The organism is Pseudoalteromonas sp. MMG013 (genome assembly GCF_018100885.1).
Lineage (GTDB): Bacteria > Pseudomonadota > Gammaproteobacteria > Enterobacterales > Alteromonadaceae > Pseudoalteromonas > Pseudoalteromonas aurantia.
Genome location: NZ_JAGJEE010000040.1, coordinates 1 through 25766, shown reverse-complemented (window position 1 = coordinate 25766; position 25766 = coordinate 1). Strand labels below are relative to the sequence as shown.

At 43.8% G+C, this 25766-nt stretch carries 25 protein-coding genes; 22 read left to right on the top strand and 3 right to left on the bottom strand.

Annotated features, from left to right (window positions below; translation table 11 throughout):
- Positions 1–78: 78 nt before the first annotated feature.
- The 22 genes from J8L98_RS22115 (at position 79) to J8L98_RS22010 (ending at position 22610) form a co-directional block, all read left to right on the top strand.
- Complete coding sequence (locus J8L98_RS22115) at positions 79–747, top strand: HNH endonuclease signature motif containing protein (RefSeq protein WP_210998247.1); 669 nt, start codon at positions 79–81, stop codon at positions 745–747.
- Positions 744–1154 carry a hypothetical protein gene (locus J8L98_RS22110; protein ID WP_210998246.1) on the top strand — a complete coding sequence of 137 codons (411 nt, stop codon included), beginning with the start codon at positions 744–746 and terminating at the stop codon, positions 1152–1154. Before J8L98_RS22115 ends, J8L98_RS22110 begins: the two co-directional genes overlap by 4 nt.
- Positions 1117–1407, top strand: a complete 291-nt coding sequence (locus J8L98_RS22105) for a hypothetical protein (protein ID WP_210998245.1) — start codon at positions 1117–1119, stop codon at positions 1405–1407. Before J8L98_RS22110 ends, J8L98_RS22105 begins: the two co-directional genes overlap by 38 nt.
- 240 nt (positions 1408–1647) lie before the next feature.
- On the top strand, positions 1648–2808 hold the full coding sequence (locus J8L98_RS22100; RefSeq protein ID WP_210998244.1) for a hypothetical protein: 1161 nt from the start codon (positions 1648–1650) through the stop codon (positions 2806–2808).
- Positions 2808–3188 carry a hypothetical protein gene (locus tag J8L98_RS22095; protein ID WP_210998243.1) on the top strand — a complete coding sequence of 127 codons (381 nt, stop codon included), beginning with the start codon at positions 2808–2810 and terminating at the stop codon, positions 3186–3188. The genes J8L98_RS22100 and J8L98_RS22095 overlap by 1 nt, the downstream gene beginning before the upstream one ends.
- Before the next feature lie 12 nt (positions 3189–3200).
- A complete protein-coding gene (locus J8L98_RS22090; RefSeq protein ID WP_210998242.1) occupies positions 3201–4142 on the top strand; it encodes a capsid protein in 942 nt (313 codons plus the stop codon).
- A gap of 103 nt (positions 4143–4245) precedes the next feature.
- Positions 4246–4719 (top strand): phage protein Gp36 family protein, encoded by a 474-nt coding sequence (locus tag J8L98_RS22085; protein ID WP_210998241.1) that lies wholly within the window; start codon positions 4246–4248, stop codon positions 4717–4719.
- Complete coding sequence (locus J8L98_RS22080; RefSeq protein WP_210998240.1) at positions 4719–5162, top strand: phage virion morphogenesis protein; 444 nt, start codon at positions 4719–4721, stop codon at positions 5160–5162. The genes J8L98_RS22085 and J8L98_RS22080 overlap by 1 nt, the downstream gene beginning before the upstream one ends.
- 37 nt (positions 5163–5199) lie before the next feature.
- Positions 5200–5637: a hypothetical protein gene (locus J8L98_RS22075; RefSeq protein WP_210998239.1), complete on the top strand. Its 438-nt coding sequence runs from the start codon at positions 5200–5202 to the stop codon at positions 5635–5637.
- Positions 5634–5804, top strand: a complete 171-nt coding sequence (locus J8L98_RS22070; RefSeq protein WP_210998238.1) for a hypothetical protein — start codon at positions 5634–5636, stop codon at positions 5802–5804. Before J8L98_RS22075 ends, J8L98_RS22070 begins: the two co-directional genes overlap by 4 nt.
- Entirely contained in the window at positions 5804–6703 is a 900-nt protein-coding gene (locus tag J8L98_RS22065; protein ID WP_210998237.1) for a hypothetical protein, read from the top strand. Before J8L98_RS22070 ends, J8L98_RS22065 begins: the two co-directional genes overlap by 1 nt.
- 4 nt (positions 6704–6707) lie before the next feature.
- Positions 6708–7034: a hypothetical protein gene (locus J8L98_RS22060; RefSeq protein ID WP_210998236.1), complete on the top strand. Its 327-nt coding sequence runs from the start codon at positions 6708–6710 to the stop codon at positions 7032–7034.
- Positions 7035–7054: 20 nt separating this feature from the next.
- On the top strand, positions 7055–7405 hold the full coding sequence (locus J8L98_RS22055) for a DUF1799 domain-containing protein (protein WP_210998235.1): 351 nt from the start codon (positions 7055–7057) through the stop codon (positions 7403–7405).
- Positions 7362–10835 (top strand): tape measure protein, encoded by a 3474-nt coding sequence (locus J8L98_RS22050; protein WP_210998234.1) that lies wholly within the window; start codon positions 7362–7364, stop codon positions 10833–10835. The genes J8L98_RS22055 and J8L98_RS22050 overlap by 44 nt, the downstream gene beginning before the upstream one ends.
- A gap of 20 nt (positions 10836–10855) precedes the next feature.
- Positions 10856–11803 carry a hypothetical protein gene (locus J8L98_RS22045; RefSeq protein WP_210998233.1) on the top strand — a complete coding sequence of 316 codons (948 nt, stop codon included), beginning with the start codon at positions 10856–10858 and terminating at the stop codon, positions 11801–11803.
- Between the two features lie 85 nt (positions 11804–11888).
- A complete protein-coding gene (locus tag J8L98_RS22040; protein WP_210998232.1) occupies positions 11889–12494 on the top strand; it encodes a hypothetical protein in 606 nt (201 codons plus the stop codon).
- Positions 12494–13081, top strand: a complete 588-nt coding sequence (locus J8L98_RS22035; RefSeq protein ID WP_210998231.1) for a hypothetical protein — start codon at positions 12494–12496, stop codon at positions 13079–13081. Before J8L98_RS22040 ends, J8L98_RS22035 begins: the two co-directional genes overlap by 1 nt.
- Complete coding sequence (locus tag J8L98_RS22030; RefSeq protein ID WP_210998230.1) at positions 13062–13463, top strand: hypothetical protein; 402 nt, start codon at positions 13062–13064, stop codon at positions 13461–13463. Before J8L98_RS22035 ends, J8L98_RS22030 begins: the two co-directional genes overlap by 20 nt.
- Positions 13456–17772 (top strand): hypothetical protein, encoded by a 4317-nt coding sequence (locus J8L98_RS22025; RefSeq protein WP_210998229.1) that lies wholly within the window; start codon positions 13456–13458, stop codon positions 17770–17772. The genes J8L98_RS22030 and J8L98_RS22025 overlap by 8 nt, the downstream gene beginning before the upstream one ends.
- A 2-nt stretch (positions 17773–17774) precedes the next feature.
- Positions 17775–19142 carry a hypothetical protein gene (locus J8L98_RS22020; protein WP_210998228.1) on the top strand — a complete coding sequence of 456 codons (1368 nt, stop codon included), beginning with the start codon at positions 17775–17777 and terminating at the stop codon, positions 19140–19142.
- 45 nt (positions 19143–19187) lie between these two features.
- Positions 19188–21896: a hypothetical protein gene (locus J8L98_RS22015; RefSeq protein ID WP_210998227.1), complete on the top strand. Its 2709-nt coding sequence runs from the start codon at positions 19188–19190 to the stop codon at positions 21894–21896.
- 9 nt (positions 21897–21905) lie between these two features.
- Entirely contained in the window at positions 21906–22610 is a 705-nt protein-coding gene (locus J8L98_RS22010) for a hypothetical protein (RefSeq protein ID WP_210998226.1), read from the top strand.
- Positions 22611–22967: 357 nt separating this feature from the next.
- Here J8L98_RS22010 and J8L98_RS22005 read toward each other — a convergent pair whose 3' ends face one another.
- The 3 genes from J8L98_RS22005 to J8L98_RS21995 form a co-directional block, all read right to left on the bottom strand.
- Positions 22968–24104, bottom strand: coding sequence for a phage minor head protein (locus J8L98_RS22005; RefSeq protein WP_210998225.1), 1137 nt, complete (start codon positions 24102–24104; stop codon positions 22968–22970).
- A gap of 321 nt (positions 24105–24425) precedes the next feature.
- A complete protein-coding gene (locus J8L98_RS22000) occupies positions 24426–24656 on the bottom strand; it encodes a hypothetical protein (RefSeq protein ID WP_210998224.1) in 231 nt (76 codons plus the stop codon).
- Positions 24657–24933: 277 nt separating this feature from the next.
- Complete coding sequence (locus J8L98_RS21995) at positions 24934–25731, bottom strand: hypothetical protein (protein ID WP_210998223.1); 798 nt, start codon at positions 25729–25731, stop codon at positions 24934–24936.
- Positions 25732–25766: the final 35 nt, after the last annotated feature.

Here is a 25766-nt window from a genome sequence, read left to right as displayed (position 1 = left end):
GCGTAGTGCAACGGCTTGTTTTGTGCGTTGTCTGCGGTTTAAGCTAGCGTTAAGTGTAATCATAAATTAGGAGGTAAAATGGCAATATCAGATGGAGATGCGAAGCTCCTATGGGGACGGGCAGCCGGTATTTGCTCGAATCCAGGTTGTAGAACTGATTTAACACAAGTGTTGGAAAAGGCTAGAAGCTACAATGTTGGAGAAATGGCTCATATAATTGCAAGAAGTGAGCAGGGGCCAAGAGGAATAACTGGCGGTGGCGCTGATACGTATGAAAATTTAGTTTTGTTGTGCCCAACTTGCCATCGACACATTGATAAGTCCCCTGAGGGAACTTTTACAGTAGAACAGCTCCACGGTTGGAAAAATGACCACGAGCAGGCAATACGATCTTTATTTAGTGACAAAACATTTGATACATTTGAAGAGTTAAAGCATCAAGTAGCAATGCTTTTAATTGATAACAAGTCAGCATGGGAAAGTTTTGGTCCTCAGTCAGGAGCTGCTGAAGATCCTGGCTCAAATACACATAAGGCATGGGAGTTTCGTAAACTAGATTTAATTATTCCAAATAATCGAAAAATCGTTAACATGATCGAAGCGAATAAACTCTTACTTGACGTCTCTGTTTTAAAGGTTTTTGCAACCTTTAAAAGTCATGTGAGTTCATTTGAGCAGAATCAATATGAACGACTCGATCAATATGTAACATTTCCCAGTGCATTTTCAGAGGTGTTTGAGTTATGAGTAATGGTAATAATGATTGGGGTGTGCCTTTTAGCCAAATTACATGGTTTGATAAGTTATTAAACAATCATAGCAATGTTCAAAGTGTTAACCGTAGTAAAGATATACTCTTCGAAATCACAAGGAAAGCACAGGGCGACACTCTTAAGATTCTTTGTTTGCGTCAATATACTATGGGTCTAACAATGGTTCAAAGAGCTCTAGAAGAGTTTGGGGATCTTGATATTATTTATATTGGTGGTGGTTGGAATGCAAGTACAACGGATGCCAAACAATACGGTATAGGCGATAATATTGGTATTTACGTGTCTGATGAAATGGCTGGAGCACTATGGAAAGATGATTTCTGGAATTACGTCAAGAAAGATCGTGACGGAAATAAGGTTCGCTTTATCCGCGAAGAATGAGCTTTGGGGTGTGTATGGCTTCGGTTCATTTTTTCGTGGAGGAGGCTATAATGACATTGATATCTTATTAGTTTCTACGCTGGATGCAACTTCACCTTTGAGCACATACAAAAGCTGTAGAGAAACATTGAAAAAGCTGTCAAAAAAATGGAATGTTGAAATTGATATTACATTTTTGACATATGGTGAGTATCTACAAAAACCTTTACGTGAACATGACTCATTATTTGAAATATGGCGTCTAGGAACTTAATGCTGCGTTATCAACTTCTGAGTTTGGCACATATGCAACTGTCAGATTTAATTGCACCCAATTAATTACATCTGACAGTCTAAGTTCAGCCTTATTCACTTAAATACTTGTTGATCGTTTTGCTTGAGGTGTTTAGTCTATTTAAATGCTGCAATAGCACAGTATGTAAACCACTTTCCAACTCCTCATCTTTTTTCAAATCGCTAATCTAGCTGCATGTTTTAAACATGAGCAAATGCAATGGCTAACCCCACAAATAAACCAAACACGCAATTTAAATGGTTCGAAATATTCAGAGCTGGTAAACATACCGACTCAAAAGGCAATGAGGCTGAGTTCAGTCAAAGTGACTTACAAAGCGTTGTAAGTAGCTTTGCACCAAAAACCGCCCCGCTCGTTATTGGTCACCCTAAAACCGACGACCCTGCTTGGGGTTGGGCCAGTGAGCTAAAAATTGAAAACGATACGCTCTATGCAAAAGCCGAAGAAGTGAGTGCCGATTTTGCTGAAGCAGTCGAAAACAAGCGTTACCCCAATCGCTCTGTGCGTTTAACCAAAACAGACGACGGTTACAAACTGGCGCACATTGGCTTTTTAGGGGGTAAGCCCCCCGCTGTTGACGGTTTAGCATGGCAGTTTAATGAAGCTGAAGACCAAGCCGCTGTTGAGTTTGAATTTGCTGCGAGTGAGCGCATTGAAAGCGTTGCACTCGATGCCAGCAATGTACTCGTGAATTTAATTAATAACCTCAAAACCTTTATTACAGACCGATTTGGTGCAGATGAAGCCCGAAAAGTCGTGCCTGAATATGATGCCGATTGGTTAAACGAGCAAGCCATTTTAGCCCGCCATGAAAAACGCACTGAACAAGAACAACCAGGCGCGGAGTTTTCTGCGCACTCAAATCAAGATGAGGACAACACCGTGACTGAAGAACAAAGAAAGGCAGAAAGAAAAGCCCTTGAAGACAAACTCGCTGCGTCGGAAGCAGCTAACGCCACCCTGCAATTTAATCAGCGCAAGTTTGATGCGCAAACCTTCATAGACACCAAAGTAAACGGTGGCAAAGCGCCCCGCTTAACTAACACAGAAGGAATCGCTGAATTTATGGCGCACCTCGAAAGCGGTGAAGCCCAAACCTTTGAGTTTGCTGCAGCGGATGGCGAGCAAAACAAAACCGTTGCACCAGGTGAATGGTTTAAGTCGTTCTTAGAAGCCCTACCCGAACAGAAAGGTTTAACAAAAGACTTCAGTCAAGATGATGGTAACGAGACCGACATTGATAATTCGGCTGAAGCACTTGCCGCCAAAGCCATTGATTTTCAAAAGTCGCTCGCTGAAAAAGGTATTACGGTGAGTATTTCCTCTGCCCTTGAACAAGTTCAAAAGGAGGCAAGCTAATGGCGATCCCAGGACTCATACGTAACTTTGAAGCAACCAATGAGATTTTGCCAAACCGAATCGTTGTGGTTGATACCGGTGACTTTATGGCAGCACAAGCTACAGGTGTCGCAGATAATGCCCTTGGTGTAACCGAACAAGGCACTGATAACCACTTACGCGTTGATGTGGTGATGGACCGAATTGCCCCTGTCGAATTAGGTGGAGTGTTCTTTGGTGGCGAGTGGGCGGTAAGTGACGCCGAAGGCCGTGCAATCCCATTTGATAAAGCCACGTTCGCCGAAGACGACACCATCAATATTGTCGGCAAAGTGTTAGAGACAGGTGATGCAGGCACGATTGTCGATATACACCTCACCCCTTTTATTATTGTTAAGTAGTAAGGAATTGTTATGAGTGATGGTATGCCTTTTACCCCCAGTGTAGAACAAACAGCAGTCGCGATTGCGTATAAAAATAAACGCCTAATCGCTGACAGTGTTTTACCCTACGCCCCCGTTGGAAAGCGTCTGTATGAGTGGACTGAATACAAAACAGAAGAGCTTTTCACTGTTCCAGACACAAAAATAGGCCGAAAATCAGAGGCTAATCAGGTTGAGTTTACGTCGGAAAGTAGAACGGGTTCTGTTGAAGATTATGGTTTGTCTGATGTAGTACCAAATGATGATATTAACAACGCACCTGAAAATTATAACCCGCTTACACATGCAGCTGAAAATGTAACAGATTTAGTGTTGCTTGACCGCGAAGTGCGTGTTGCCAAATTCTACAACACCACAACCAATTTCGGTAAAAACCATAAGCTAGTGGGCACTGGTGACTTCAGACATATAGATGATCCAGAACACAACGTTTTAAAGTTCTTATTAGAAATCATTAATGAACCTTTAATGCGGCCAAACTGTTTAACCATGTCTCGCAATGTCGCAACAGCTTTAGTCACACACCCTAGACTAATTAAAGCGTATAACGGGACGTTGGGTGACGATGGTTTGCTCCCTATGTCGTGGTTAAAAGACAAGCTTGAAATTGAATATATAAATATTGGTGAGGCCAGAGTCAATATAAAGAAAAAAGGCCAAGGCATGAAGCTTGAGCGTGCTTGGAAAGATTCAATGTCACTGACGTACCATGACCCGTTAGCTAATTTTCAAAATAGTCGAATGACGTTTGCACTTACTGCACGGTACGGAAGTCGCGTATCGAGTAACAAACCAGTTGCAGCTGGCTTACGTGGTGGTGTGAAAGTGCTGGTAGGTGAATCTGTTCAAGAACAATTGATAGCTAAAGATTGCGGCATATTGCTAACCGATGTTTTAACGCCAAAAGCTTAGGCTTATTTGTATAAAAATTTCTCCCTTGTTTCATAGGGTATTGCGCTTGCGCTTTTATTCGTGAGTAGCGCCCTATTTTCTTTTGCACGTTGTGAGATGAGTTATGTATGTAAGTACGCAGCACACGGTAAATACTATCGGCCTACATTCGCTATTGCTGTTTGCACAAGCGCAATTTAACCCGGGCTTTAGTCATGATGTTGAGTTAACAAGCGACGATATCGCCCAAGCATTATTAAACGCACCTGAAACCGAGTTACAGCAACAGATTTACGACTGGTTTGATACAGCCAAAACAAACGTAGATGCGTTGATATTCGGCTACGTTGCCCGTTTTAGCTTGTCTGTAGATGAGACAGAAAAAAGCGTATTGCCAGGACTGGCTGCAGATTTGATGCGTTACGAGCTGTGCACCAACGATGGTGATGAAAGCATTGTGAAGCGTCGAGACGATGCAATCAAAACGCTCGATAAAATTGACAAAGGCGTTATTCAGCTAAAAGCCCCTACAGCAAAGAGCAGTACCACGATTAAAACCGCTAAACCGATTTCGCAATTTAATTGGGAACGCTACTAATGGCGGGTGTTTACATCAATATATCTGGCGATGCGCTTGAGTCACTGCAGCTCATCAATAAAAAGAGCATTGCACCGAAAGATGTGCTGGATGACATAGGCGCGTATTTAGACAGTGATGTAGTGCAGCGCTTTGTTGATGAACTCGCGCCTGATGGTACACGCTGGCAGCAATCAGAAGCAGCTAGAACAGGCAAAGGCCGTGACCCAGAAAAGCCAGGGCTGACACTCACTGATTCTCGCGACTTGGCTGACTCAGTTACACACCGCGCTGATAACGGCGAACTTGAGCATGGCTTAGGGGAAATATACGGCGCAATACACCACTTTGGGGGTAAAGCGGGCCGTAACCACTCGGTCACGCTACCCGCTCGCCCAATCCTTGGTATTGAGCAAAAGCAAGCCAAAGAAATTATTGAAATGGTGACAGGTTGGCTTATTTAAAAGCCATTCGTACAAACGTTTAAACGGGGTTTAAAGCATGTTTAATTTTGATTTAAACAAAGTCGAAGTTGTATTAAAAGCCGCAAAAATTGCAAAGGTTGGGTTTTCAGCTGACTTCAGCGAAGCCCGAAAACGTGCCGTGCAAGGCCCTGTACTTTATGTATTGCCACTAGACGAAGACTACGAACTGGCTCAAAGCGTTACTGGCCAAGATGAATATACAATCACAGAGATATTTGCTGTGATGATAGTGATCCCCTGTAAAAGCGGTAACAAGCCAAGTGATGACCATATTAAACACCTACGCGATAAAGTGAAAACCGCTGTTGCTGGTATGACGTTTAAACCATGGGAGCCTATTCAACTACACCGAGGCCGTATCGTTGAGCTAAGCCGCGACACCAATAACCTTATTTACCAGTGCCAGTTTAAAGTCACTGGCTTTACAACCGTAACCCCCAAGGCAGCATCATGAAAAACCCTGATAAAGAGCCGATAAAACCAAAGTTAACCCCTACACAAATAGCCGAACAAGCACGTGCTGCTTTGTCAGAGCATGCAGCATTAGAAAAAACAGAGCGCCAGAGTTTAGCTGGTGCCTTTACGCTCGATGACAACACACTAATTTCAGGAGGTAAGTAATGAGCGGATGGCGATATAAAGACAAAATACTGTTGGCTGACTCCCTCGGTACAACACTCTCAGGGCTGCATGCGATTTATGCCTCCGACATTGAATTTAACATTGAAAGCGAAACAGACACAGACGAAGTTGAAACAGCACACAGTGGCGCAAGCCTGCAAGTGTATTACGGTCAACATGTGTCGCTTAACTTTAAAACGCCCTTGGCCATGTGTGGCACGGCTGGCAGTTCTCCCGCTATTGCGCCGTTGCTTTTAGCGTGTGGCATGGTGCAGGTTTCGACGGCTTCAAGCGTGACGTTTACCAAAGGTGCAGCCACAAAAGCAAAGTGTATGCTGCGTTTTGGCAGCAATACCCACGAAATCAGCGAAATGCTTGGCAATGTCAGTATGAGCCTTGAAAAAGGAATACCCAAACTTAATTGGCAGTTTAAAGGTTTGTTTAGCCCCCCTATTCATTCAATTACTGCCCCAACGGTTGATTGGGCGCGTTGGAAGCGGCCAGAGGTACTGGGCGTTGCCTGTAATTCTGCTTTTAAGCTTAACAACACCGCACGTACATTACACAAGCTCACCATTGATGTTGGTAATAATGTGATCTTCGACCGTGCGATAAACCACGAAGAAATAATGTTAACGGGCCATGAGTCGAAAGCGCAGATGACACTCAGCGCCGACACTATTGCAAATTTTAACCCGTTTGATGCCACGGGCGACATACAAAACTTTGAGTTTAGCCACGGCACAAGCGCAGGTAATAAGTTTACCGTGCTAGGTCGCTTTCAAATGCCCGTTCCAAAATATGCATCATTAGAAAGTGAGTTAGCTGGCTATGAACTAGATGGAAGCCTCGTGCCAAGCGGTGCAGGCTATGACGAATTAACCTTAGTATTTGAGTGATCTTATGAAACTAAAATTATTAAACGCACTACAAGACGCCGTAATTAAAGCCCCGCTTCACTTTGAATTCGGCGGTGTTACCTTCAAGTTTACCGCCCATATTAAGCTGCTTAATACGCAGCAAATTGACGAATTGACATCGAACAACACAAAAACAGATCAACAAATTGCCCGAGAGTTATTAGTGGGCTGGGATGGCTTCATAGACGAAGGTCAACCCGTAACATTTTCAAGCGATGTATTGGATCAACTGTTAATTTATGGCGGTATCGCTGGGCGCATTACCGCTGAGTGTATTAACGCGCAATATAGGGTTCAAGAAAAAAACTAATCGATGTTGCTAGGTGGTTCATGGGGGGCCTAGCAACACAAAGCAAAACACTCGATGACGACTTAGCCCACTTTGGTGGACCTGTTACTAAACAAGAGCAGTCAGCGCAAAGTGATTTGTATGTACTGCCGCAGAACTGGCCCGCTGTGAATGCATTAACGCTTGCCAGCTCACAGTGGCAGTACTGCAAAGACGGCATAGAAATCGCGCTTGATTATGCTCGTGCTGAAATTGCTTGGCGCTATGCAGAGCTAAAATTAACCCCTACCGACTTTAATAAACTGCAGTTTTTAGAGCGCACAATTATAACAATAGCGAGACAACGCGATGAAAGATTTGAATCTAGCATTACGCTTGAAGTACGACGGTAAAGCAGTCACTACAGGCACCGCAAAAAATGTGCGCGATTTAAAAGCAATTCATCAAGCTGTTAGCACCCAAACCAAAGCGCATAATGCAGCTCAAAAGCCCATTGCCAAGCAAACAACCGCTCTTAAAGCGGTAGTAAGTGAGACTCAGCAAGCGTCAGTAGTATCTAAACAACTTGCTACTGTTACGCAAAAACAAACCACAGCCAATAAAACCGCAGAAGCTGCACAAACAAGTCATACCGCGTCATTAAAGCAACAAGTTAATAAATCTGCAGATGCAGCTAAAGCAACAACGGCTGCAAAACAAGCAGTTGAAAAGCAGACTATTGCCACTCAAAAAGCCGCGAAAGCACACAAAACAGTAGCGGCAGCTGTTAGCGCTTCAGCCAAAGAGAACGCAAAGTCACGCGCTGCAATCAATAAACATGTTGATGCAAACAAACGACTGGGCGCTAGCAATAAAAAAGTTGTTACCGAGCAGTTAAAAGTGAACGCTGCTTCCGCTCAAGCGGCAAACACTATTCAAAAAGTCCCAATCGCAATTACACAACAAGTTGCAGCCAACTCAAGGCTTGTATCTAGTAATAATCGAGTACAGCAGTCACAAGCGTCGGTTGTGCGCAGTAGTAGAGTCATGAGTAATGCATACGCAAGCATTACCGCTGCCATGGCGGGTGTTGTTGGTATTGGCTCAGGTGCGATGTTTGTGCGCGATACCGGCAATGCGCAATTGCTCGATACCCGCTTAAAAGGGTTAACTGGCTCTGCGCGTGAATACAATGCAGTGCAAAATTATCTGTTTACCACTGCAGACAAGCTCAATACCAGCTATACAACCCTCGCCGACTCGTATTCCAAAATCTTAAACTTGCAAGAAGCAGGCGTTGTTACCCAAAGCCAAGGCGTTCAAATATTAGAGGGCTTTGCGAACGCTGCAGCTAAAACAGGCGCAGGTAACGAGCAGTTAAAACAAAGCTTGTTCGGGATGACACAAGGCATGACTGCAGGTGTACTGCGTGCTGAAGAACTCAACCAAGTAACCGAGCCGCTACCTGGCCTAATGCAAAAACTTGATAAAGCAGCCGGCACTGCAGCGGGTGGATTCAGGCAACTTGTGAATGATGGCCGCATTACCAGCCAAATGTTTAAGCGCTATTTAATAAAAGCACTGAACGACTATGCGGGTGCCGCTGAAGCCACCGAGGGTAAAATCAACGCGTCATTCGCTGAAATGGGTAACGAGTACCAGCGTTTAATTCGTGAGTATGAAAAGCCGGTTAATTTTGCTGTAACAAGTGTTGTGAGCAGTATCACAAGCGCTATGAGCGAATTGCGCGAGAATAAAGAGTTAGTGAGTGGGCTAACAAAGTCGGCCACTGCACTCGCAGTTGTCATTGGTAGTCACTTAATTGGCTCACTCTCAAAGTCAGCAACCGGCTTTGCTGCAAATGCCATTGCTAAAAATAGAGCGTTGCAAGCAGATTTGGCACTGGCCGCGCAGCAAAAACGCTTGGCAGTACAGCAAAACCAATTTGCGATTCAAAATAAACTCGCAGCACAACGCCAACTTGAAGTTGCGCACAATACGGCACTGCGTGCAAAAGCCGTTACTCAACTTGCTCTTGCCAATCACAAAGCAACCGCAAGCCAAACGGCACTCACTGCAGCAACTAATACTTATACTTCCGCAGCGTCGCGAGCAAGTGTGGCAGCTCGGGCTGCATCTGGTGCAATGGCTCTGATGGGTGGCCCTGTGGGAGCTGCTATGATGGCAGGATTAGCGATTGCTTATTTTGCAACCCAAGGCGATGAAGGTGCTCGCTCAGCGAGTGATCTAAAAAGTAGAGTGAATGAACTGGCTGGCGGTTTTGAAGCGTTGACAGACAAAGCGCGTGCAGCTCGCTTAGTGCAAGTTAACCGCACGTTTGAATCTACCAGTGAGCAAATAGCCAACGCTAAAAAAGAAATTCAGCAACTTAAGCATGAAGTAGAAAACGGGATCTTAATTTCCAACAACTCTATATTTGGTATGAGTCAAATGGCTCGCGTATCTTTATCTAAGCAACAAATAAAAGAGTCAAACGACAAAATTACATTACAAGAAGCCAAAGTAGAAAAGTTGATTGTAGAGCAAAACCGTTTGCTTAAGCTTCAGAAAAAACTCAAAGGCGATGTTGCCAAGCCAAAGCCTACAGTTAAAAAGCCCGAAGTTACCGCCCCGGCTGCACTCCCTGAAAATATCCGTCGCCTGCAGGTTAGCTTATTAGATGAAGAAGGTCGCATAAAACACAGCTACGAAAAGCGTAAAAAAATGTTGGTCACGGCACGTGAAAACGATACAGCGAATGCAGCCAAGTACAATCAAATATTGGCTCAACTGGATGCTAAGCACGCTGATGACTTAAATAAGCTAAAACAAAAAAAAGAAGCCGACAAAACACGCATACAAAATGAAGCAGAACAAAAGCGACGCAATGATTTACGTAACGCACTAGAAGCGCGTATCGCACAAGCGAAAGGCTTTGCAACACGTGAAGCACTCACTGCTTACAACACAACATTACAGGTTGAGCAAGCAAGGCAACAAGCACGCGTAGATGCAAAGCGCCGTTCGCAATTAGGCTTAGCTGCAAATGATGGTGTTGGCGAACTAAAATACAATGCCGACAATGAAATAAAAGCCCTTGAACGACAGCAAGAACTTAACCTAGCTCAGGGCTTTCACAATCAGCGTGAAGCCGACGAAGCAGCGCACCAAGAGCGCTTGATGCAAATTCGCTCGCGTAATACAGGCCCCCTTCAAGCTCAAATAATGGCTTTTGCAAACTGGGAGAAGCAAACCGCACTTGAAAAAACCAGTGCCGTAATTGGGCTGGGTGAAGTGGGCTTAAAAGCCATGAGCCAGCAAAGCAAAACTGCGTTTAAAATGTATAAAGCGTTTGCGATAAGCAACGCCTTAATTAAAACCTATGAGTCTGCAACAAGTGCCTATTCGGCCTTGGCATGGATAAAACCCATTGGTCCCGTTCTTGGCGCAGCGGCCGCAGCAGCTGCAATATCAATGGGCATGCAACGTGTACGAGCAATAAAGTCTCAACAGCCAGCGGGTATAGCCCACGGCGGTTTAGACTACGTACCAAACGAAAGCACCTACATACTGCAGCGCGGCGAACGGGTACTTTCTCCTAAGCAAAATATCGAAATTAGCTCAATGGCCCGCAGATATAACGCAGGGAGCCAAGCAAATAGCGGTGCGAGCAAGGGTAATATTAGCTTTAACATTACAAACCAAATTGTCGTTCAGGGCACACAAGATGATACAGCAGCCACGCGCACCGGCGAAAACATCGGTCGTCAAATTACTGCATTGATTTTAAATGATATTCAAGAAAATGGTGTTATTATCAAGTCAATTAGGAATGCAGCTTAAATTTTAAAAAGGAAAATGTTTTGACTCAATATCTTTTGTTCGTTGTCACAATTATGCTTGGGTTACTCTTTTTAATTGGCTCGATTGTTAAATTAATTACTTACAAAAAGTGCTTTCTTACTCACATAAAGTGCTTTCTTACATCTACAATCACACTTTATATATCATTAATACTTTTTATGTTTAGCGTTTTCCTGTTGGTTTTTTTGCATTACTTTGAATGGAATGAGCGGCCAACACTGGAAAGTTGGGCACAATTCGCCAGTTATTTTAATGGCGTGCTTTCACCTGTTTTATTAGCTGTCACATCAATACTTATTTTTCTAACTTGGCAATCCAATCAAAAAGAGTTGAAGGAACTTGTAGATTCATCGCATACTGACCGTGTACACACTCTAAACTTCAGGCGTCTCGACATGTTAAAAGAAGCACTTGAGCGCCCTTTATCTAAAGAACTACTCAGACTTGCGGTCGATTACATTTATCGTAATATATCAAAAGATCCAAAGAGGGTTGCGGGACTTGATGAAATGGTCAAAAACAATAGTAACCTTCCCAGGCGAATACTACACAATGATCCTTCACAGGATAAAGAGCTTTTACATAAGATAATAATATTTGATATAGTTGAAGCTGATAGGAAGTTATCGAACTTGAGGGGGTGTTTAGATTACTATTATCATAATGAACCACGTCTTACCAAAGAGCTAGCAGCTGAAAAATGCCTGAGCGAACAGCCTGAACACGTTGTACAAAATGCTTGGGTTGGCAATTTAATCGTTATTTTGATTATAGAAAAATCCTCTAACACCCAACAAGAAAGAGCAACCTTAGAACTATTCAGAAATCTATATAACTCAGTAAGCACTTATAACAGTAAACTAAAAGAAGAGTTCACCTTAGATATTCGCTCTCTTATTGGCAAGGATATATATAAAAAACTAGAATTTTTAGAACCCGATATCTAAACCCATGTAAACCACTTTCCACGCTCCCTGCGGCTCCATAAATTTTTAAACTCGTCACATCAAAACATCGACGAGCGAGAAAACTATGGAGTTTTTACCACTCCCCAAGCAGCCTAAAACCTGTGTATTTAGGCTGGTACCAAATAGCCAGTTACACGTTAATAAAGCCAATAATGCGGCAGAGGTATTCGACAACGAGGGCGCGTATTGGGAGTTTGACGTTGAATTTGCAAATGTGCCTGAGTCTGCAGCATTGGAGTTGGATGGCTTTTTGGCAAAACTACGGGGCTCCGTCGGTGCGTTCTTGCTGCATGATGCGCGTTTTGAGCAAACCAACTTAGACACGGTTGCTTATGTGTCTGGCTCAAATCAAGACGGTAATACACTGGCGGTGACTAACCTGCCCTCTGGCCAGGTTTACGCACGTGCGGGCTCTAAAATTCAAATTGGTTCAGGTGGCAGTGCTGAGCTAAAAATACTCACTGAAAATGTAATACCACATCGCACGGGGGCGACGATGTTGCACTTTGAGCCCCCGCTGCGCCGTATTCCTGCCCATAACACCCCAGTTTCTTTCTCAAAACCTGCTGGTGTATTTCGCCTGGCGAACAACAAGCAAGGCTTGGCAGACGCACAGTACAAAAATGGGGTTGTGACAAGCTGGAAAATCAAAGGGCGGGAGGCGTTTTAATGGAAGCAATTAAACCTTCTTTGATTGAAAAAATGGCCAACGGCCGGATGCGTTACTTTGTACGCATTAATTTAAAAGCCGGCGATTTAAGGTTACACACTGGCGTAGGTGAGCGCCGCTTTTTAAGTGCCACGTGGCTGGGCCTTGGTGCGCTTGGTCAAGTGAGCGAAATACCTGCGAATGATAACAACACCGTAAACCGTGTGCGTTTAACACTCACAACGCCCAACTCTGACATATTAGGTGAAGTTGCAGTGAACGACCCAATCGGCGATGCGGTTGAAATCTATTTGGTGAGTGTTGATGAACATTACCGCGTTGATGATTATCAGCTTATTGAAAGTGGTTTTATTGTCTCGTGTGACACCGAGCGTGGTGTGGTATCAAAAATCACCTTGGCGGTTACGGGTGAATCTGAGCGTTGGCAACAAGCACGATTACACCAACGTTGGAATGACTCAACACAAAAAGCACTACACCCGGGGGATGCGTTTTTTGCTGAGCACAGCGCAACCATTGGTACGGTATTACATGACACCCAGCCAGGTGGCCGCGTTGGAGGTGAGAATGAATACCGTCGCCACTAAGTTAAATGCGTATTTAGAAAGCTGCGCTGATAAATCATTTAGCCTGGGCGAATTTGATTGCTGTTTGTTTGTGGCTGACTGGATTAAATGTATTCATGGCTTTGACCCAGCGCCTGAGCGCGGTAGCTACTCAACATTTAAACAGGGTTTAAATGTCGTTAAAAGTGACTTTAAAGGGGTGTTTAAAGCGCGTTTAAACACCGTTGAAATCGAAATTGATTATGTAAAACGTGGTGATATTGCGCTGTGTCGTTTTAACGATGAATTAGTTGGCGGCATTGTGGGCTTAGGCGTTGTGCACTGCGTTTCAACTGTGGGCTTAACCACCCTTCCCTTTGAAGCGATTGAGTGTGCTTTCTCGTTGGAGGCCATTCATGAGTAAAGTTGTAGAGGTTGTCGGCGATATTGTTGAAGGCGTTTGGGATGCAACCATTGGCGCGCTGTTCGATGGACTCAGCCCTGACATTGACCAACCAGAGCAAGAGACCGCGACACTCGCCAAAGGCTTACAAAAAGGCATAGATAAACCACGGCGTATTACGTTTGGCCGCGACCGCGTTGGCGGTGTGATTGCGCACCAAGCAACCGTAACTCGCAGTGATAAAGAGTTTATACAGCTGATAGTGCTTATTAATGGCGCGCCCATCGATGCGTTAGAAGACATATTCATTGCGAACAAGCGCCTTTCAACATACCCAAGTGAAAGCTATGACTATTCATTGAGTAATGGCCATCATACTCAAGCAAATGCAAAAGCCATCTCAAAAATGCAGGGCTGGACCAGCAAGCACATTGGTTTTAGACAAGCCCATGTGTTTATTGAGTTTGAAAATAACCGTGATGTATTTCCCGATGGCATTAGCGATTGCGAGTTTTTAATACGCGGTGCACGAGTATGGGACCCGCGCGATGGTGTACAAAAAAGCGATAATGAAAGTACGTGGAAGTGGTCGCAAAATGCGGTGCTATGTACCCTGCACTACGTACGATTTTATGGCGCGAACCAGGTGCCACTGCAAAACCTACCACTGACTTGGTGGAAAGCCGCTGCGAGTGTGTGTGATGAGCAAGTGCCTTTTACCGAAAGTAATATAGAAAAGCACGAAGCACGTTACACCATCAATGGTACGTTTAGTTTTACGTCAAAGCCCCTTGAAGTATTACAACAGTTAGAGCGCAGTTTTGCCGGTAAAGTATTTCGACAAATGGGTCAGTGGTATGTGCGCGTAGGAGCCTGGTATGGCAACCCAACATACACAGTAAAAAGCGACGACATACGCGGTGATGTAAAAATAAAATGGCACGCAGATTTAAAAGCCAGAGCCAACATTGTACGCGCGCAATTTGTTGACCCAAATCAAGAATACGAGCGCACTGATGCGCCACCGGTGATTGCTGAAGGTTACTTACAACAAGACGCTCAGCCTCTTGAACAAACGCTCAGCTTGCCATTTGTTCGCAGCAGTGCCACGGCCCAGCGCTTAGCCGCAATCAAACTTGAGCAAACACGACTAGGGAGCATTGAACTTCCACTTAAGCATGTTGGCTTACGTGCTGCCGTGGGTAGAACCATCAAAGTTCATATACCCGAGTATCACATCAATAATAAAACCTATCGCGTGGTCGGCCGTAAATTCAAACTCGATGGCGCAGTGACTATCCAATGTATTGAAGACAGCGCAGCGCTTTGGGCTGACAACATGGTGCCAGGCGTAAACGATTTAACGCCAAATACGGATTACGTTGCTGGCCAGTTAAAGCCGGTTGAAGATTTAGCGCTTTCTATTCAAAAAGATGCCTACATCAAAGTAACCTGGTCGCATGATGCGCCTGACGCTGTAGACCATTATTTGCTTGATATCTATCAGCATTACAATGGCCAAAACAATCAACTTCATCGCTTAAAATACAGCTATTTATCAGCCATTTTACCCACATTGCAGGTGGGCAGTTACATCGTTGAAGTACGTGCGGTTAACGTAAGAGGTAAAGCAAGTGTGGTCAATAGCATTGATTTTGTTGTAGATAGACCAGCCAAACCAAGTGTCGTGACTGACATAAGCCATAACACTGTGACGCTGTCTGCAGTCATTAATGATAATACGCTTGGCACTCAAATACAGTGGCAATGGTTAGGCACTGATGAAGAACCGAGCACTGGCCCACTCATTAAAAGCCCGATTTATACAAAAACAGCGTTAACTCCCGACACGCTTTATAACTATCAAGTCAGAGCTATAAACACACTTGGAGAGTCGCCCTGGTCTAGTAAAGTCATCAAAACCCAAAAAGCCCCCAAGCGACAAGAGTTTGCTGCGCTTAATTTTGAGCTTTCGCAATCCCCCATGTGGATCGGGCTTGGCGATGGTTGGCTCCCAGCCACGCTTAGCAATACTGTACGGGTATCACTTAAAGACAAACAAACGCACACCGAGCTTGCTTACCAAGTTATCAAAGTCACACTCGATGACGAAACAGGCTTCATAACAGCACTGCTTACAGACGATAAGTTAAATAAAACGGAAGATGAGTTAGTTGTTGATATCGATGGCCAAGGCACCCCTGCTTTAACAATCACCGCTATTCACAACAGTGACGTAGTACATCAAACATTCAGTGCGACGGGTGTAAACCCGCAGGACATAAAAGACATTAAACAAGATATGAGCGATATTGACGCTATTGCTCAATCTGTACTTGAACAAGCATTAGATAGCGAACACGTATTCGACGCTGATTTAACCAGTACCCTACATCTAGAACAAAAAACCGATACCACCAATGCTGTCGTGAGTGAAGCGGCCGCTGCACAAGCCACAGTCAATGAAGCAACGGCGATTAAAATCAGCACTGTAAAGTCTGAAGTAGATGATAGTAAAGCGCAGATAACGCAAGTATCACAGACGCTTGCAACAACGGAACAAGCCCTATCAACCCAAATTACGAATGTGAGCGCTGAAGCAGACAATAGCAAAGCACAAATAACGCACGTATCGCAAGCGCTCGCAACTGCAGAGCAAGCGTTATCAACAGACATTACAAATCTGACATCAACAGTGAATGAAAATCACAGTGAAATAAAGCACTACTACATTACAAAAGTTGATTCTCAAGCTGCGGTATCTCAAGCAAAAACAGAGCTAAGCAGTGAATTTAACGGCAACTTTGCAAGCTTAGACCAAACGTTTTATACAAAGTCAGATGCCAACGCAGCTATTGCAGCCGAGAGTACACGACTTGAAGCTAGTATTGATGGGCGCTTGGGGGCGGTTAGCGACTCAATTAATGTCGTTAAAAGTGACGTAAAAGGTAACAATTCGGCATTGAGCGCTTTAACGCTGCGTGCACTGGATATCGAAGGAAATATCACAGCAGTGAATAGTCGTGTAGACATCGCGCAATCCGATGCCGACGGCAATGCCAGTGCGATTTCAGCACTCGCTTTACGAGCTGAAAACATTGAGCAAGGCGTGGACGCTAACGCCAGTCAAATCTCAGATGTTAAAACCACGGCCGAGGGCGCAGCAACGGCTACGCAAAACCTCTCAACGCGGGTCAGTAATTCAGAGGGCCGAATTAGCAGTGCAAACTTAATTCTACAGTCTCATGCGGGGACGTTGGGGCAATTAAGTGCGCGCGCGGAATTGGGCGTTGATGTGAATGGCACGGTGACGGGAATGACCATCACACCCGGTAAGATGCGGATTAAAGCCGGCACGTTTGAGTTACTTGATAATAGCAATAACAGCGCGGTTTATTTTGACTCAAGTAGCGGAAAATACACGTTCACTGGTCATATTGTCGCGAATAGTGGTTCTTTTAGCGGTCATGTCAATGCGACAAGCGGCACGTTCACAGGGAACGTTTATGCGAACAGTGGAACATTCAAAGGAAGAGTTGAGGCTACCAGCGGTGTTTTTAAGGGTCGAATTTTAATGCAAGCAGGCACAGTCTATACGGACGCGATAAACATAAGTGCAAAATATTCAGGCCGTATAGCAACAATTATTAATTTCTCCCCTACATCGAGCGCAAAAGGCCTTTACATTGGTACAGGCGGTAATAACGCATTAGAGATTAGCGGCAAAGAAAAAGCTTTTCATGCTCACGGTACAAAAAATGTCATCACAGTAACTGCGAATAACACATCGGCCACGGCACTTTGGGCTGGAAGTTTAAAATTGTATGCCGGTGGCGGATATTTACCTTTTACCGGACAGCACCGAGTTTGTGTAAAAAACTCGCTTATTTCGCAACTCATTCCTGGTGATTTGCTAGTCGAAACGCAGCTAGTTGGCATAGAAGATATATCAAACGCACTGTTTGAAGGTGCACTAAGTAATCATGACAAGCAAACTAACGTGATTGGTGTTTACGTTAGGCACCGTGAAATTGAGATCAACTCAGGCTTTGAAGAATTGGGCGTCTATCAGGCATGGGCAGAACAAAATTTGCATGATTTTCAGGTCGCTGAGGTCAATAGCGTTGGTGATGGCATGATGAATGTCGTAGGTACCAATGGAAATATACAACAAGGTGATTTGTTATGTGCTAGCACAATACTAGGTAAGGCGCATAAGCAAGACGATAATTTAGTACACAATTACACAGTAGCAAAAGCACGACAAAATCTTAACTTCGAGTGCAGTACAGACGTTGCACAAATTCCCGTTTTTTATATGTGTGGTTAACAATGGCTTACTCAATCGGCACAATCTCAATACAAAAAAATAGCTCAATCATTACGGGCTCAAACACGTTATTTGAACGGGTGGCAAAAGCCCAAAATGGCGATTTACTGTACTTTCGTATTAGTGAGCAAGACCACATTTTACAAGTGTTTGATGTTAACAGCGATACGCAAATAAAAGTAAGCTTGCTCGATGGCACCCCGTTTAACCCAGCATCCAATGCCAACAACATTGGCTATGGCTTGGTGCAGAACTTTGCGGCAACAACGCCAGCAAAGTTGGCGAAAGGCATTGCAGAGTTACAGGCCAAATGGCACCGACGGGAAAGTGAGTTAACTGGCTGGTTTACCAGCACTGATGATACACATCCAATCACCAACTTTTTAGGTGAAGCCTCAGCCATTCCCACACCCACCAAGATTGCAGAGTTGGCCCAAGTAGCCATGACTGCCAGCAGCGACTTGGCCACCATGGCGCAAGAAATAGCAAGTAACCAGCAAAGCTTAGCGAGCGTTGCACCGCGTATTAATGCCTTTAATGCAGTTTATCCGCAAGTCATAAGCGCTAATAACAACGTCATTACTAAGCACGATGAAATAGTGCTTGCACATAATGAGGTTATGGCAAAAGCAAGTGATGTTAACGCGCATGCAGAGCAAATCGCAGTGCATAAGCAAACCGTATTTGAACTTAAACAAGGTGTACAGCAAGCCGCCGAACTGGTGAGTTTAGACAAAACCCACAGTCATGCCGCAGCCGCCATTTGCGCTACGGCCCAAGCGCAAACACACACCGAAGTGAGGCAAGTGCAAGCAGATAAGACACACATTGAACAGGTCAAAAATGACCTGAGTGTATTGGGTGATTCTCTGAGCAATGCTGTCACTAACGCTAAGCTAACAATTAACACCAAGGCCCACACCACAGAGCAGCACATTATTAATGTCGGTGCACAAGTAAGCGCGCATGCTGACAACACAAAAGCAGATATTACCCGAACCGCACAGCAGTTTGATGCAAACACAGCAAAGCGAGCAAGCAGCACCGAACAGTATGCACACAGTGCGATACGGGCAAACAATAATGTAACGATTACGCATGACCAAGTGGTGCAAACCGCACAGCAAGTCAGCGATGATGTAGCTCAACTGACAACGCTTAAAAACAGCGCAACCAATGCACAACAGCAAACTGAACGTCACAGCGCACAAACATCGCTAGATGCACTGCACAGTAAAGCAAGCGCGGCGTTGTGCGCCCTGAGTATTAACACCCTTGCACAGCAAAACGCCAAGCTAAACACGGCACTCAATGCAGCATTAAACAACACGCTTACAGCACAGCAAATTAACCAATTATTCTCTGTTTAACTTCGAATAAATACAGATAAATACAAATAAATACAAAGGTATATTATGACCACTGAACTCACCAACGCAGTCACCGCGCTCAACGATGTAACACAAAAACACGAGCAGCTAAACACACAATACCAAGGCACACATGACGCATTAGCGAGTAATTCTAAAGCCATGACGGATTGGCAGACCCAGCAAGGCACGGTAGAACTCACCGACCAAAATGGCAACAAACACCCAACGCCGACACTCAAAACACTGGTAGAACAAGCGCAAAGCGTAAACCCCCACCCGCACGCCATGACCAAAGCCCAGTTTGATGCCCTGCGTGATATACGAAAACAACAATATGCGGGCAGCGGGTTTGTTGAGTGGGGGAAGCAACTCGCCTCATCACAATCGATTAACGAAGGCTTGTGGGAGCGTGTAAGTGAGTCTAACGCATTACGTTTAGGTGCAGGTTATCAGGCGTCTGGAGCCTCAAAATCATCGGAACCATTGGTATCAGTTGATGGGGTTTTACATCACATATCCCAAGTTTCCAACACTGATTTTGGTTTTAACAATTTAATGTTCCCACACGCCCCAGACGGCACTAAAACCTACGATTTAGCCACAGGTACAGTGACCCAACATACTAATGCTGAGGTTGCATTCGCTTCAGAAATAGCCACCAGTAAAGTCATTACCTCACGTAAAGACTTGGTGTTTTTAGAGTCATGGCATGAAAAAATTGCAGACAAAGACGTAGTTTACCCGCTCGGCAACGTGCAATTCGGCGCAAGCAGCTATGAAGGGGTTACGCTACTCAATAACTTGGTTGCGCAAAGCTATTCGGCGTTTGGTGAATGGGATGAAAACACCAAGGGTTATGGTGTTAAGTGGTCGTCATTAACCGACGCCCAAAAAGTCCTATTTTTAAGTGAGCCCGAGCATAATATTTATTTTGATCCAAAAGCCAATGCGTATATTCAAGTGCGTTACAGAATACGGGTTGTTGAGGGAATTGGGGATGAATTTGACTACACCTACGCATATAGAGGTATATCTAGAAGTTGGAGACCTAAGATAGATAGCGCTAATGTCCCTTTCTTCAACGTTAGAGGTCAGAATGTATTATCTGATGACTATTATGATTCAGACTCTACGTCAGCTAACGGGTACTTCAATCCACCAGATAATAGCCAGCGTTTGTCAATTAACGACGGTGATTTTGAGGGTTTAGCTTCAAAGAAGGGAATAGGACACAATAACAGATGTTTAGCAGTACCTATCGCCCTCGTCCAGCGCATGAACCAAGGCGCTTATCACCCTGTTTATAATCCGATGGGGTGTCTATCGTGGTGGGACGGAGTTGGACGTAACTCTTGGTATGCTTTAGCAAGTAATGCAGTTACCTCAGAGTCACAATGTTTTGATGTTAGGACTGGGGAGATGAACTATCCAGATTCTCGCTCAGGTAATCTTGGTAATCTTAGTGGGCGTAGTGACCAATATGAGTTTTACGATGCAATCTACGCAGGTCAAGTGGAAGATTTACGCCTCAATGCCCGCAAGCTTAATGTGAATCAGTTACGTGAAGAGAGCATGCGTAAGGCTGTAGCTGGTGAAATGCGAGGTAAGGGAAAAGTACCTTTTACGGTTGTTACAGATATGGGTCTACATATATCTACAGAGTATCATGCGAATAATGCAACTCGCATAGAGTTTTCCGCTAATACAGCAAGGTATACGTCAAAATCAGATAAAATTCCGAGAAATCAAACCACAGATATTCCTTATTTTGGCTACTTGGTAGGTAAAACCTCAGGGTTAATGTACTCAGTAAGTGCTGTGCAGAAAAATGAATCCGGTCTAGATAGAGTTTATATACCTAATTATGATTATCGAGCGGAGGCGGCTACAGAAAATTTGGGGTGGTACCTCGTGCAGGGGGCATACCATAACTACGATACAAAGGATTTTCATAGTTTACATGATTTGCCTACGTTACCTGCTGAATTTGACTCACTCCCTTGGATAGATATAGTCGGAGACCCGGAACGAATTGCCGCCACATTCCCTAATGGGGTTGTTGGGCAGTGGGTTCCTTTGATCCCTGATGGTGCACATACCGTGGTAGATCTAAATAGAAAATCAAATGTAACGTCCTTAACAAGTATCTTTACACAAGATAATGGGGCTACCTGGAGTACGGATACTCAAACTGTATCATCGACAAGTAATCAGATAACACAAGGTGCTCAACCAGCGGAGAGGATCAGGCTGCTTACATACGAAGTATCTTCAAACTTCACAGGGCCTTCAACTAACTCTGTCGTCGTGGGTGATGTGGGTAATGTATGGGCAGGTAATGATGCAAGGGTTAATTTTGGTAATAGATTACAAAGTTCTTTTAGTGGTGAAATAGGAACTACAGTAGCATATACGACAAACAGGAATGTCCCTGTTGATGGTTATGCTTTATTAAGTGCGGGATATGTTTTAATGCCTGACGAATTTCCTTCACATGTTCCCTTGCCTAACTTCGCGGGTATTGATGGTAACTCAGGAGTGAAAGCGCTTCCTACTATCACAGAAAAAAATGGCTTATATTACTTACAGCTTCATGGTGCTGAGCTTAAATATAAAGAGCTTGGCTGGGGCGATGACCAAACCATCCCAATTGTTGATGGTGAAAACGTAAAAACTGACCTCAACGGCAACACCGTTAAAGTATTCTGCCACCACAGCCAAATCCCACTTGGCATCGCCCACAACGGCTAAGGAACACTCATGACGCATGAACAAATCGAAGCAATAGCTAACGACGAACCAGTCCAGCAGGCGGTTGTCACATACCAAAACGTACAAACCAAAATCGCGCTGCGTCACCCGCAAGCTCAGATTAATGAAGCGCTCTTAGTGGCCATTGCGCACGAGCAAACTACATTTGATGATGCTCATGCAAAGTGGGTGATTGAGTGTGAACAAGTGCAGAAAGCAATTGATGCGGCTAACACACACAATGATACAAATCCAGAAGAGCCAAAGCCTATCCCCGAGTTACCTGCCGAGCCGGTGATTGATTTAACACTGCGCCGCGCGTGTTATAACAGCGAACATGTGGCCGTGGATTTAGCACTCACCATCGAAGCAGAGCCCGCCAAAGTAGTGTTTGATGATGATGCATTGATTGCCTATCACCACCCTGCTACTGAGGCGCACAGCGCTGAACACATTGAACAAGTTAAGCGCTCGCGCTTTAAAGCCCAGCGAAACATTAACGTGTCGAATATAGCTGTGGAAGTTGATGGAATGGTATTCGATGGTGACGAGGTAAGTCAGACACGTATGTCGAGAGCAATACTATTAATGTCCGATACTGATTCATTAACTTGGGTTTTAAATGATAACTCAGTAGCTTCAGTATCTAAAAAGCAACTTACAGATGCGTGCTTATTAGCAGCGGCAAAACAATCTGAGTTATGGGTAATTTAATCGGATTTTAAGGCGTATTTAACATAATTTTATATGTCTAGTTTCATGCGTCTTTTTTTCTAATTTTCAGCGTCGCATTACAATTGATGTAAGGGGTCGTTCATTTCTAGATTTAAGGATGAAGTGATATTTTAGATTTGATTGCTCTGAAGCCCCTATTAACTAAGGACTTCAACCAGACTAACTCTAAAATCATCACAAATCAAATTACGTTTGTTTTTAGACAAAACCCGCTCATTTTGACTCATTCCACGATCATTCCTGCTCATTATACGTTTAGAATTAGATCACAATCGTTCACTTTAAAACGGGTTTAAAGCGAGTTTAAATAACGTTTAAACCCAGTTTTAACACCCTTTAAAGTTTCTCTACGGCAACCACACGATTAAAATCAGCCATCACTTGAATTGTGATCAGCGCACTGTCAGTTGTTAGCTTTAATACACTTTGATTATAGGCCGCTGAACTTGCTTGCTGAATTAGCTGCATTAAGTTCGCTGTTTGTTCAAATCCAATTGCTGCCAACGACACGTTTATCATCGCGTCATCAATGACCACCAAGGTACTGTGATCTAAAGCTGACTTGGCAATAACTTTATCAACCGCATTATTATTCAAGTGCCCGACTATCAATTTTGCACCATCATCTAACTGTCGTCCTAATGCTTGTTTAGCAGCTGTCGTTGCTATGTGCTTTTTAAAATGTGACTCACCAGTATTCACCGCATCATTAAACTTTGGGATCAACATCTCTCTAATGTGTTTGTCTTGCTTATAGAGTGTTTTGCCTGCAGATATATCACCACCAAGCCATGCTTTGCCTGGATTATAGTCCCAACCCAAATCAATGCCTGGCAAACGTTGTAATTCTTCACCTGTGTTAGCGTCAACTTCTGTGAAGTACTTAGTGTGTTCTTTTAATGCGTTTTCAGGTGTGACCGTTAAACCTTGCCGTTTTATCTCGGCTTCACTCAGGTTTACAACCTTGCACCGGCACAGCCAGCCATTTGGCGGATAATGGGTATGCCAGAAATTATGTTCAATTGGCAATAAAATATAATTCCACTTGCCATGTTGCGGCCTTACGCGTTGATCACCCGCCGTTAAATATAATAAATATGGCCTACGCGCTTTTACCCGTTGCTGTTGTTCCCAACGGCCAGCTGCACGCGCTGTATTTTTGTTATTACGATAAATCGTTTTAGTTCGCCAGCCTCGTTTGCCATTGTATGACCAACCATGCTTAGCAACTATGTCATCAAAGCGTTTTCTAAATGCTGCTAACGTTTCTCCATCTTCTATGGCATGCGTCACAGCCTTGTGTAAATCACCAAGTAATTCGGTATTCGTTGCACCTGCAACAGTAAATGCGCGCGCATGAATATGGCCCCGCAAATCTTTGTATGATTCAGTGGGTATTTGGATCTTCTGCTTAAAGTGGGAAATGGCCTCGTCAAACTGAATGAGTTGGCCATACTTGAGAGAAATTGGCATAAGCGCCCTACTTAAATTTGCTTAATAAACTGTTGGTTTTATGCTTTGACCCTTGGCTTGACCCATAGAAAAAGTTAAACATGCCACCCAGTGCCGTAGCTAAAATAAAGCCCAGTGCAGTATCAGCAAACCGTTCTGATCCTGCAGGTATTTCTATAAACGTTACCGCTGCTATATATAAAGACGAACTGACCGCCCAAAACCACGAAAATCGATAGATAAAGTTGCGACCATAGCCAATGGCTTGTTTATTCTACGAGCAAAGATAAACCGTGGTTACACATCCTTCGTGGTTTTTTAATTGTTGTTCTAGTTTTTCCATCATTCAGACCTGTGCTTTAGTTTGTTTTTAACTTGCACAAAGCAATCAGGCACAGTTTTGGGTGGTTTCTCAGCACGCTTTTTGGCTAACAGCACTTTCACACTATTACGTAGCAGCTGTAAATATCGTGGCTCACACAACGCCGCAATCGCTTGTTTTTCTTCTCGCGTATTTGCAGCAACAATGCGATTTGCTAACACCCAGATTGGCAATGATTTTGCTTTGCTCATGGGTGTATTTTGGCGTGCTAACTATATGAGGGGTATATGTAAACTAGTTTGCTAAGGTGGGAGTGAATTCACTAAAATAGGCTAAATTAATAATGGCTGATATGCAATAGCGTATGGTCGGAATAAGTTAATTGCACTGAATTTAGATGACGGTTATGAGCGAAGAACAGACAGTCGATCTCACTCATTTTTGGACAAAAACGTGTTAGAGTATTTATTCTGTAACGCCGCAATTTGCGGCGAGCGTAGCGAGTCCGACAACACTGCCTTGTTAACACTATAGTAATGCCGAGAGACCAGCTAAAAAAGGAGTAAAAACAGTTATATGTGCGGAGACATTTTGCATAAAATCTTTATAGGCTTCAGAGAAAGTACCGCTCTCGTGGCTAACAGCCAGAGCTTGCGTATTGTCAATTAACTCTTGCTTGGTAACATCATCTAAATCTGCCGATTTGATTTCAGAAATTATTTCGTTAAATATATCAGGTTCATTATAAGTTTGACTAACTGATGCTGTTGCATTGTCAGAGTTAATATTTATGCTTGAAGAAGAGTTACCTGAAACATTAATTGTAGTTTGGTCTTTGCTCATTATTTCAATTCCATTTTCTAATTTATATAAATCGCTATTCTTTAATATATTTAGAGTGCCCCTTATTGCTGAAAGAAGCTTTTCCTGCCTTTTAAATAAGTGGTACATTTGGTTGACAGACCAAAGGTTTACATCATGTGTTTTGCAAGTTTCAATAGCTGTATCAGGTACTTCAGGGTCATAATTTCCATTTACCCAACTTTCATTGAAACCTTCCACGATTGAAGTTAACGTGGGAAAGCGAGTAAAGTCATAGTTAACCTCCGCAAGAGTACTAGCCATATAAATGGCCATATCTCTACCACCGCAATATAAGGCTTCAACTTTATGCCTATCGTTATCAGGGACTTTATGAATAAACTTGAAATCTTCTTGATTCTTCAAGTGACCCCAGTCTTTATTGTTATCTGAAAACTCTTTTGAAAAAGAAAGCAGTCTTGCAATATAAGGACTGACTTCTTCTAAGTCTTTTCTGATTTCCACTAGGACTCCATTAGTGTTGTAGTGTTAACGAGCCT

Excerpts from the sequence above, each read along its gene's own strand:
- J8L98_RS22115 (WP_210998247.1), top strand. The coding sequence starts at position 79 with ATGGCAATATCAGATGGAGATGCGAAGCTCCTATGGGGACGGGCAGCC.
- J8L98_RS22110 (WP_210998246.1), top strand. The coding sequence starts at position 744 with ATGAGTAATGGTAATAATGATTGGGGTGTGCCTTTTAGCCAAATTACA.
- J8L98_RS22100 (WP_210998244.1), top strand. The coding sequence starts at position 1,648 with ATGGCTAACCCCACAAATAAACCAAACACGCAATTTAAATGGTTCGAA.
- J8L98_RS22095 (WP_210998243.1), top strand. The coding sequence starts at position 2,808 with ATGGCGATCCCAGGACTCATACGTAACTTTGAAGCAACCAATGAGATT.
- J8L98_RS22090 (WP_210998242.1), top strand. The coding sequence starts at position 3,201 with ATGAGTGATGGTATGCCTTTTACCCCCAGTGTAGAACAAACAGCAGTC.
- J8L98_RS22085 (WP_210998241.1), top strand. The coding sequence starts at position 4,246 with ATGTATGTAAGTACGCAGCACACGGTAAATACTATCGGCCTACATTCG.
- J8L98_RS22080 (WP_210998240.1), top strand. The coding sequence starts at position 4,719 with ATGGCGGGTGTTTACATCAATATATCTGGCGATGCGCTTGAGTCACTG.
- J8L98_RS22075 (WP_210998239.1), top strand. The coding sequence starts at position 5,200 with ATGTTTAATTTTGATTTAAACAAAGTCGAAGTTGTATTAAAAGCCGCA.
- J8L98_RS22070 (WP_210998238.1), top strand. The coding sequence starts at position 5,634 with ATGAAAAACCCTGATAAAGAGCCGATAAAACCAAAGTTAACCCCTACA.
- J8L98_RS22065 (WP_210998237.1), top strand. The coding sequence starts at position 5,804 with ATGAGCGGATGGCGATATAAAGACAAAATACTGTTGGCTGACTCCCTC.
- J8L98_RS22060 (WP_210998236.1), top strand. The coding sequence starts at position 6,708 with ATGAAACTAAAATTATTAAACGCACTACAAGACGCCGTAATTAAAGCC.
- J8L98_RS22055 (WP_210998235.1), top strand. The coding sequence starts at position 7,055 with ATGGGGGGCCTAGCAACACAAAGCAAAACACTCGATGACGACTTAGCC.
- J8L98_RS22050 (WP_210998234.1), top strand. The coding sequence starts at position 7,362 with ATGAAAGATTTGAATCTAGCATTACGCTTGAAGTACGACGGTAAAGCA.
- J8L98_RS22040 (WP_210998232.1), top strand. The coding sequence starts at position 11,889 with ATGGAGTTTTTACCACTCCCCAAGCAGCCTAAAACCTGTGTATTTAGG.
- J8L98_RS22035 (WP_210998231.1), top strand. The coding sequence starts at position 12,494 with ATGGAAGCAATTAAACCTTCTTTGATTGAAAAAATGGCCAACGGCCGG.
- J8L98_RS22030 (WP_210998230.1), top strand. The coding sequence starts at position 13,062 with ATGAATACCGTCGCCACTAAGTTAAATGCGTATTTAGAAAGCTGCGCT.
- J8L98_RS22025 (WP_210998229.1), top strand. The coding sequence starts at position 13,456 with ATGAGTAAAGTTGTAGAGGTTGTCGGCGATATTGTTGAAGGCGTTTGG.
- J8L98_RS22020 (WP_210998228.1), top strand. The coding sequence starts at position 17,775 with ATGGCTTACTCAATCGGCACAATCTCAATACAAAAAAATAGCTCAATC.
- J8L98_RS22015 (WP_210998227.1), top strand. The coding sequence starts at position 19,188 with ATGACCACTGAACTCACCAACGCAGTCACCGCGCTCAACGATGTAACA.
- J8L98_RS22010 (WP_210998226.1), top strand. The coding sequence starts at position 21,906 with ATGACGCATGAACAAATCGAAGCAATAGCTAACGACGAACCAGTCCAG.
- J8L98_RS22005 (WP_210998225.1), bottom strand. The coding sequence starts at position 24,104 with ATGCCAATTTCTCTCAAGTATGGCCAACTCATTCAGTTTGACGAGGCC.
- J8L98_RS22000 (WP_210998224.1), bottom strand. The coding sequence starts at position 24,656 with ATGAGCAAAGCAAAATCATTGCCAATCTGGGTGTTAGCAAATCGCATT.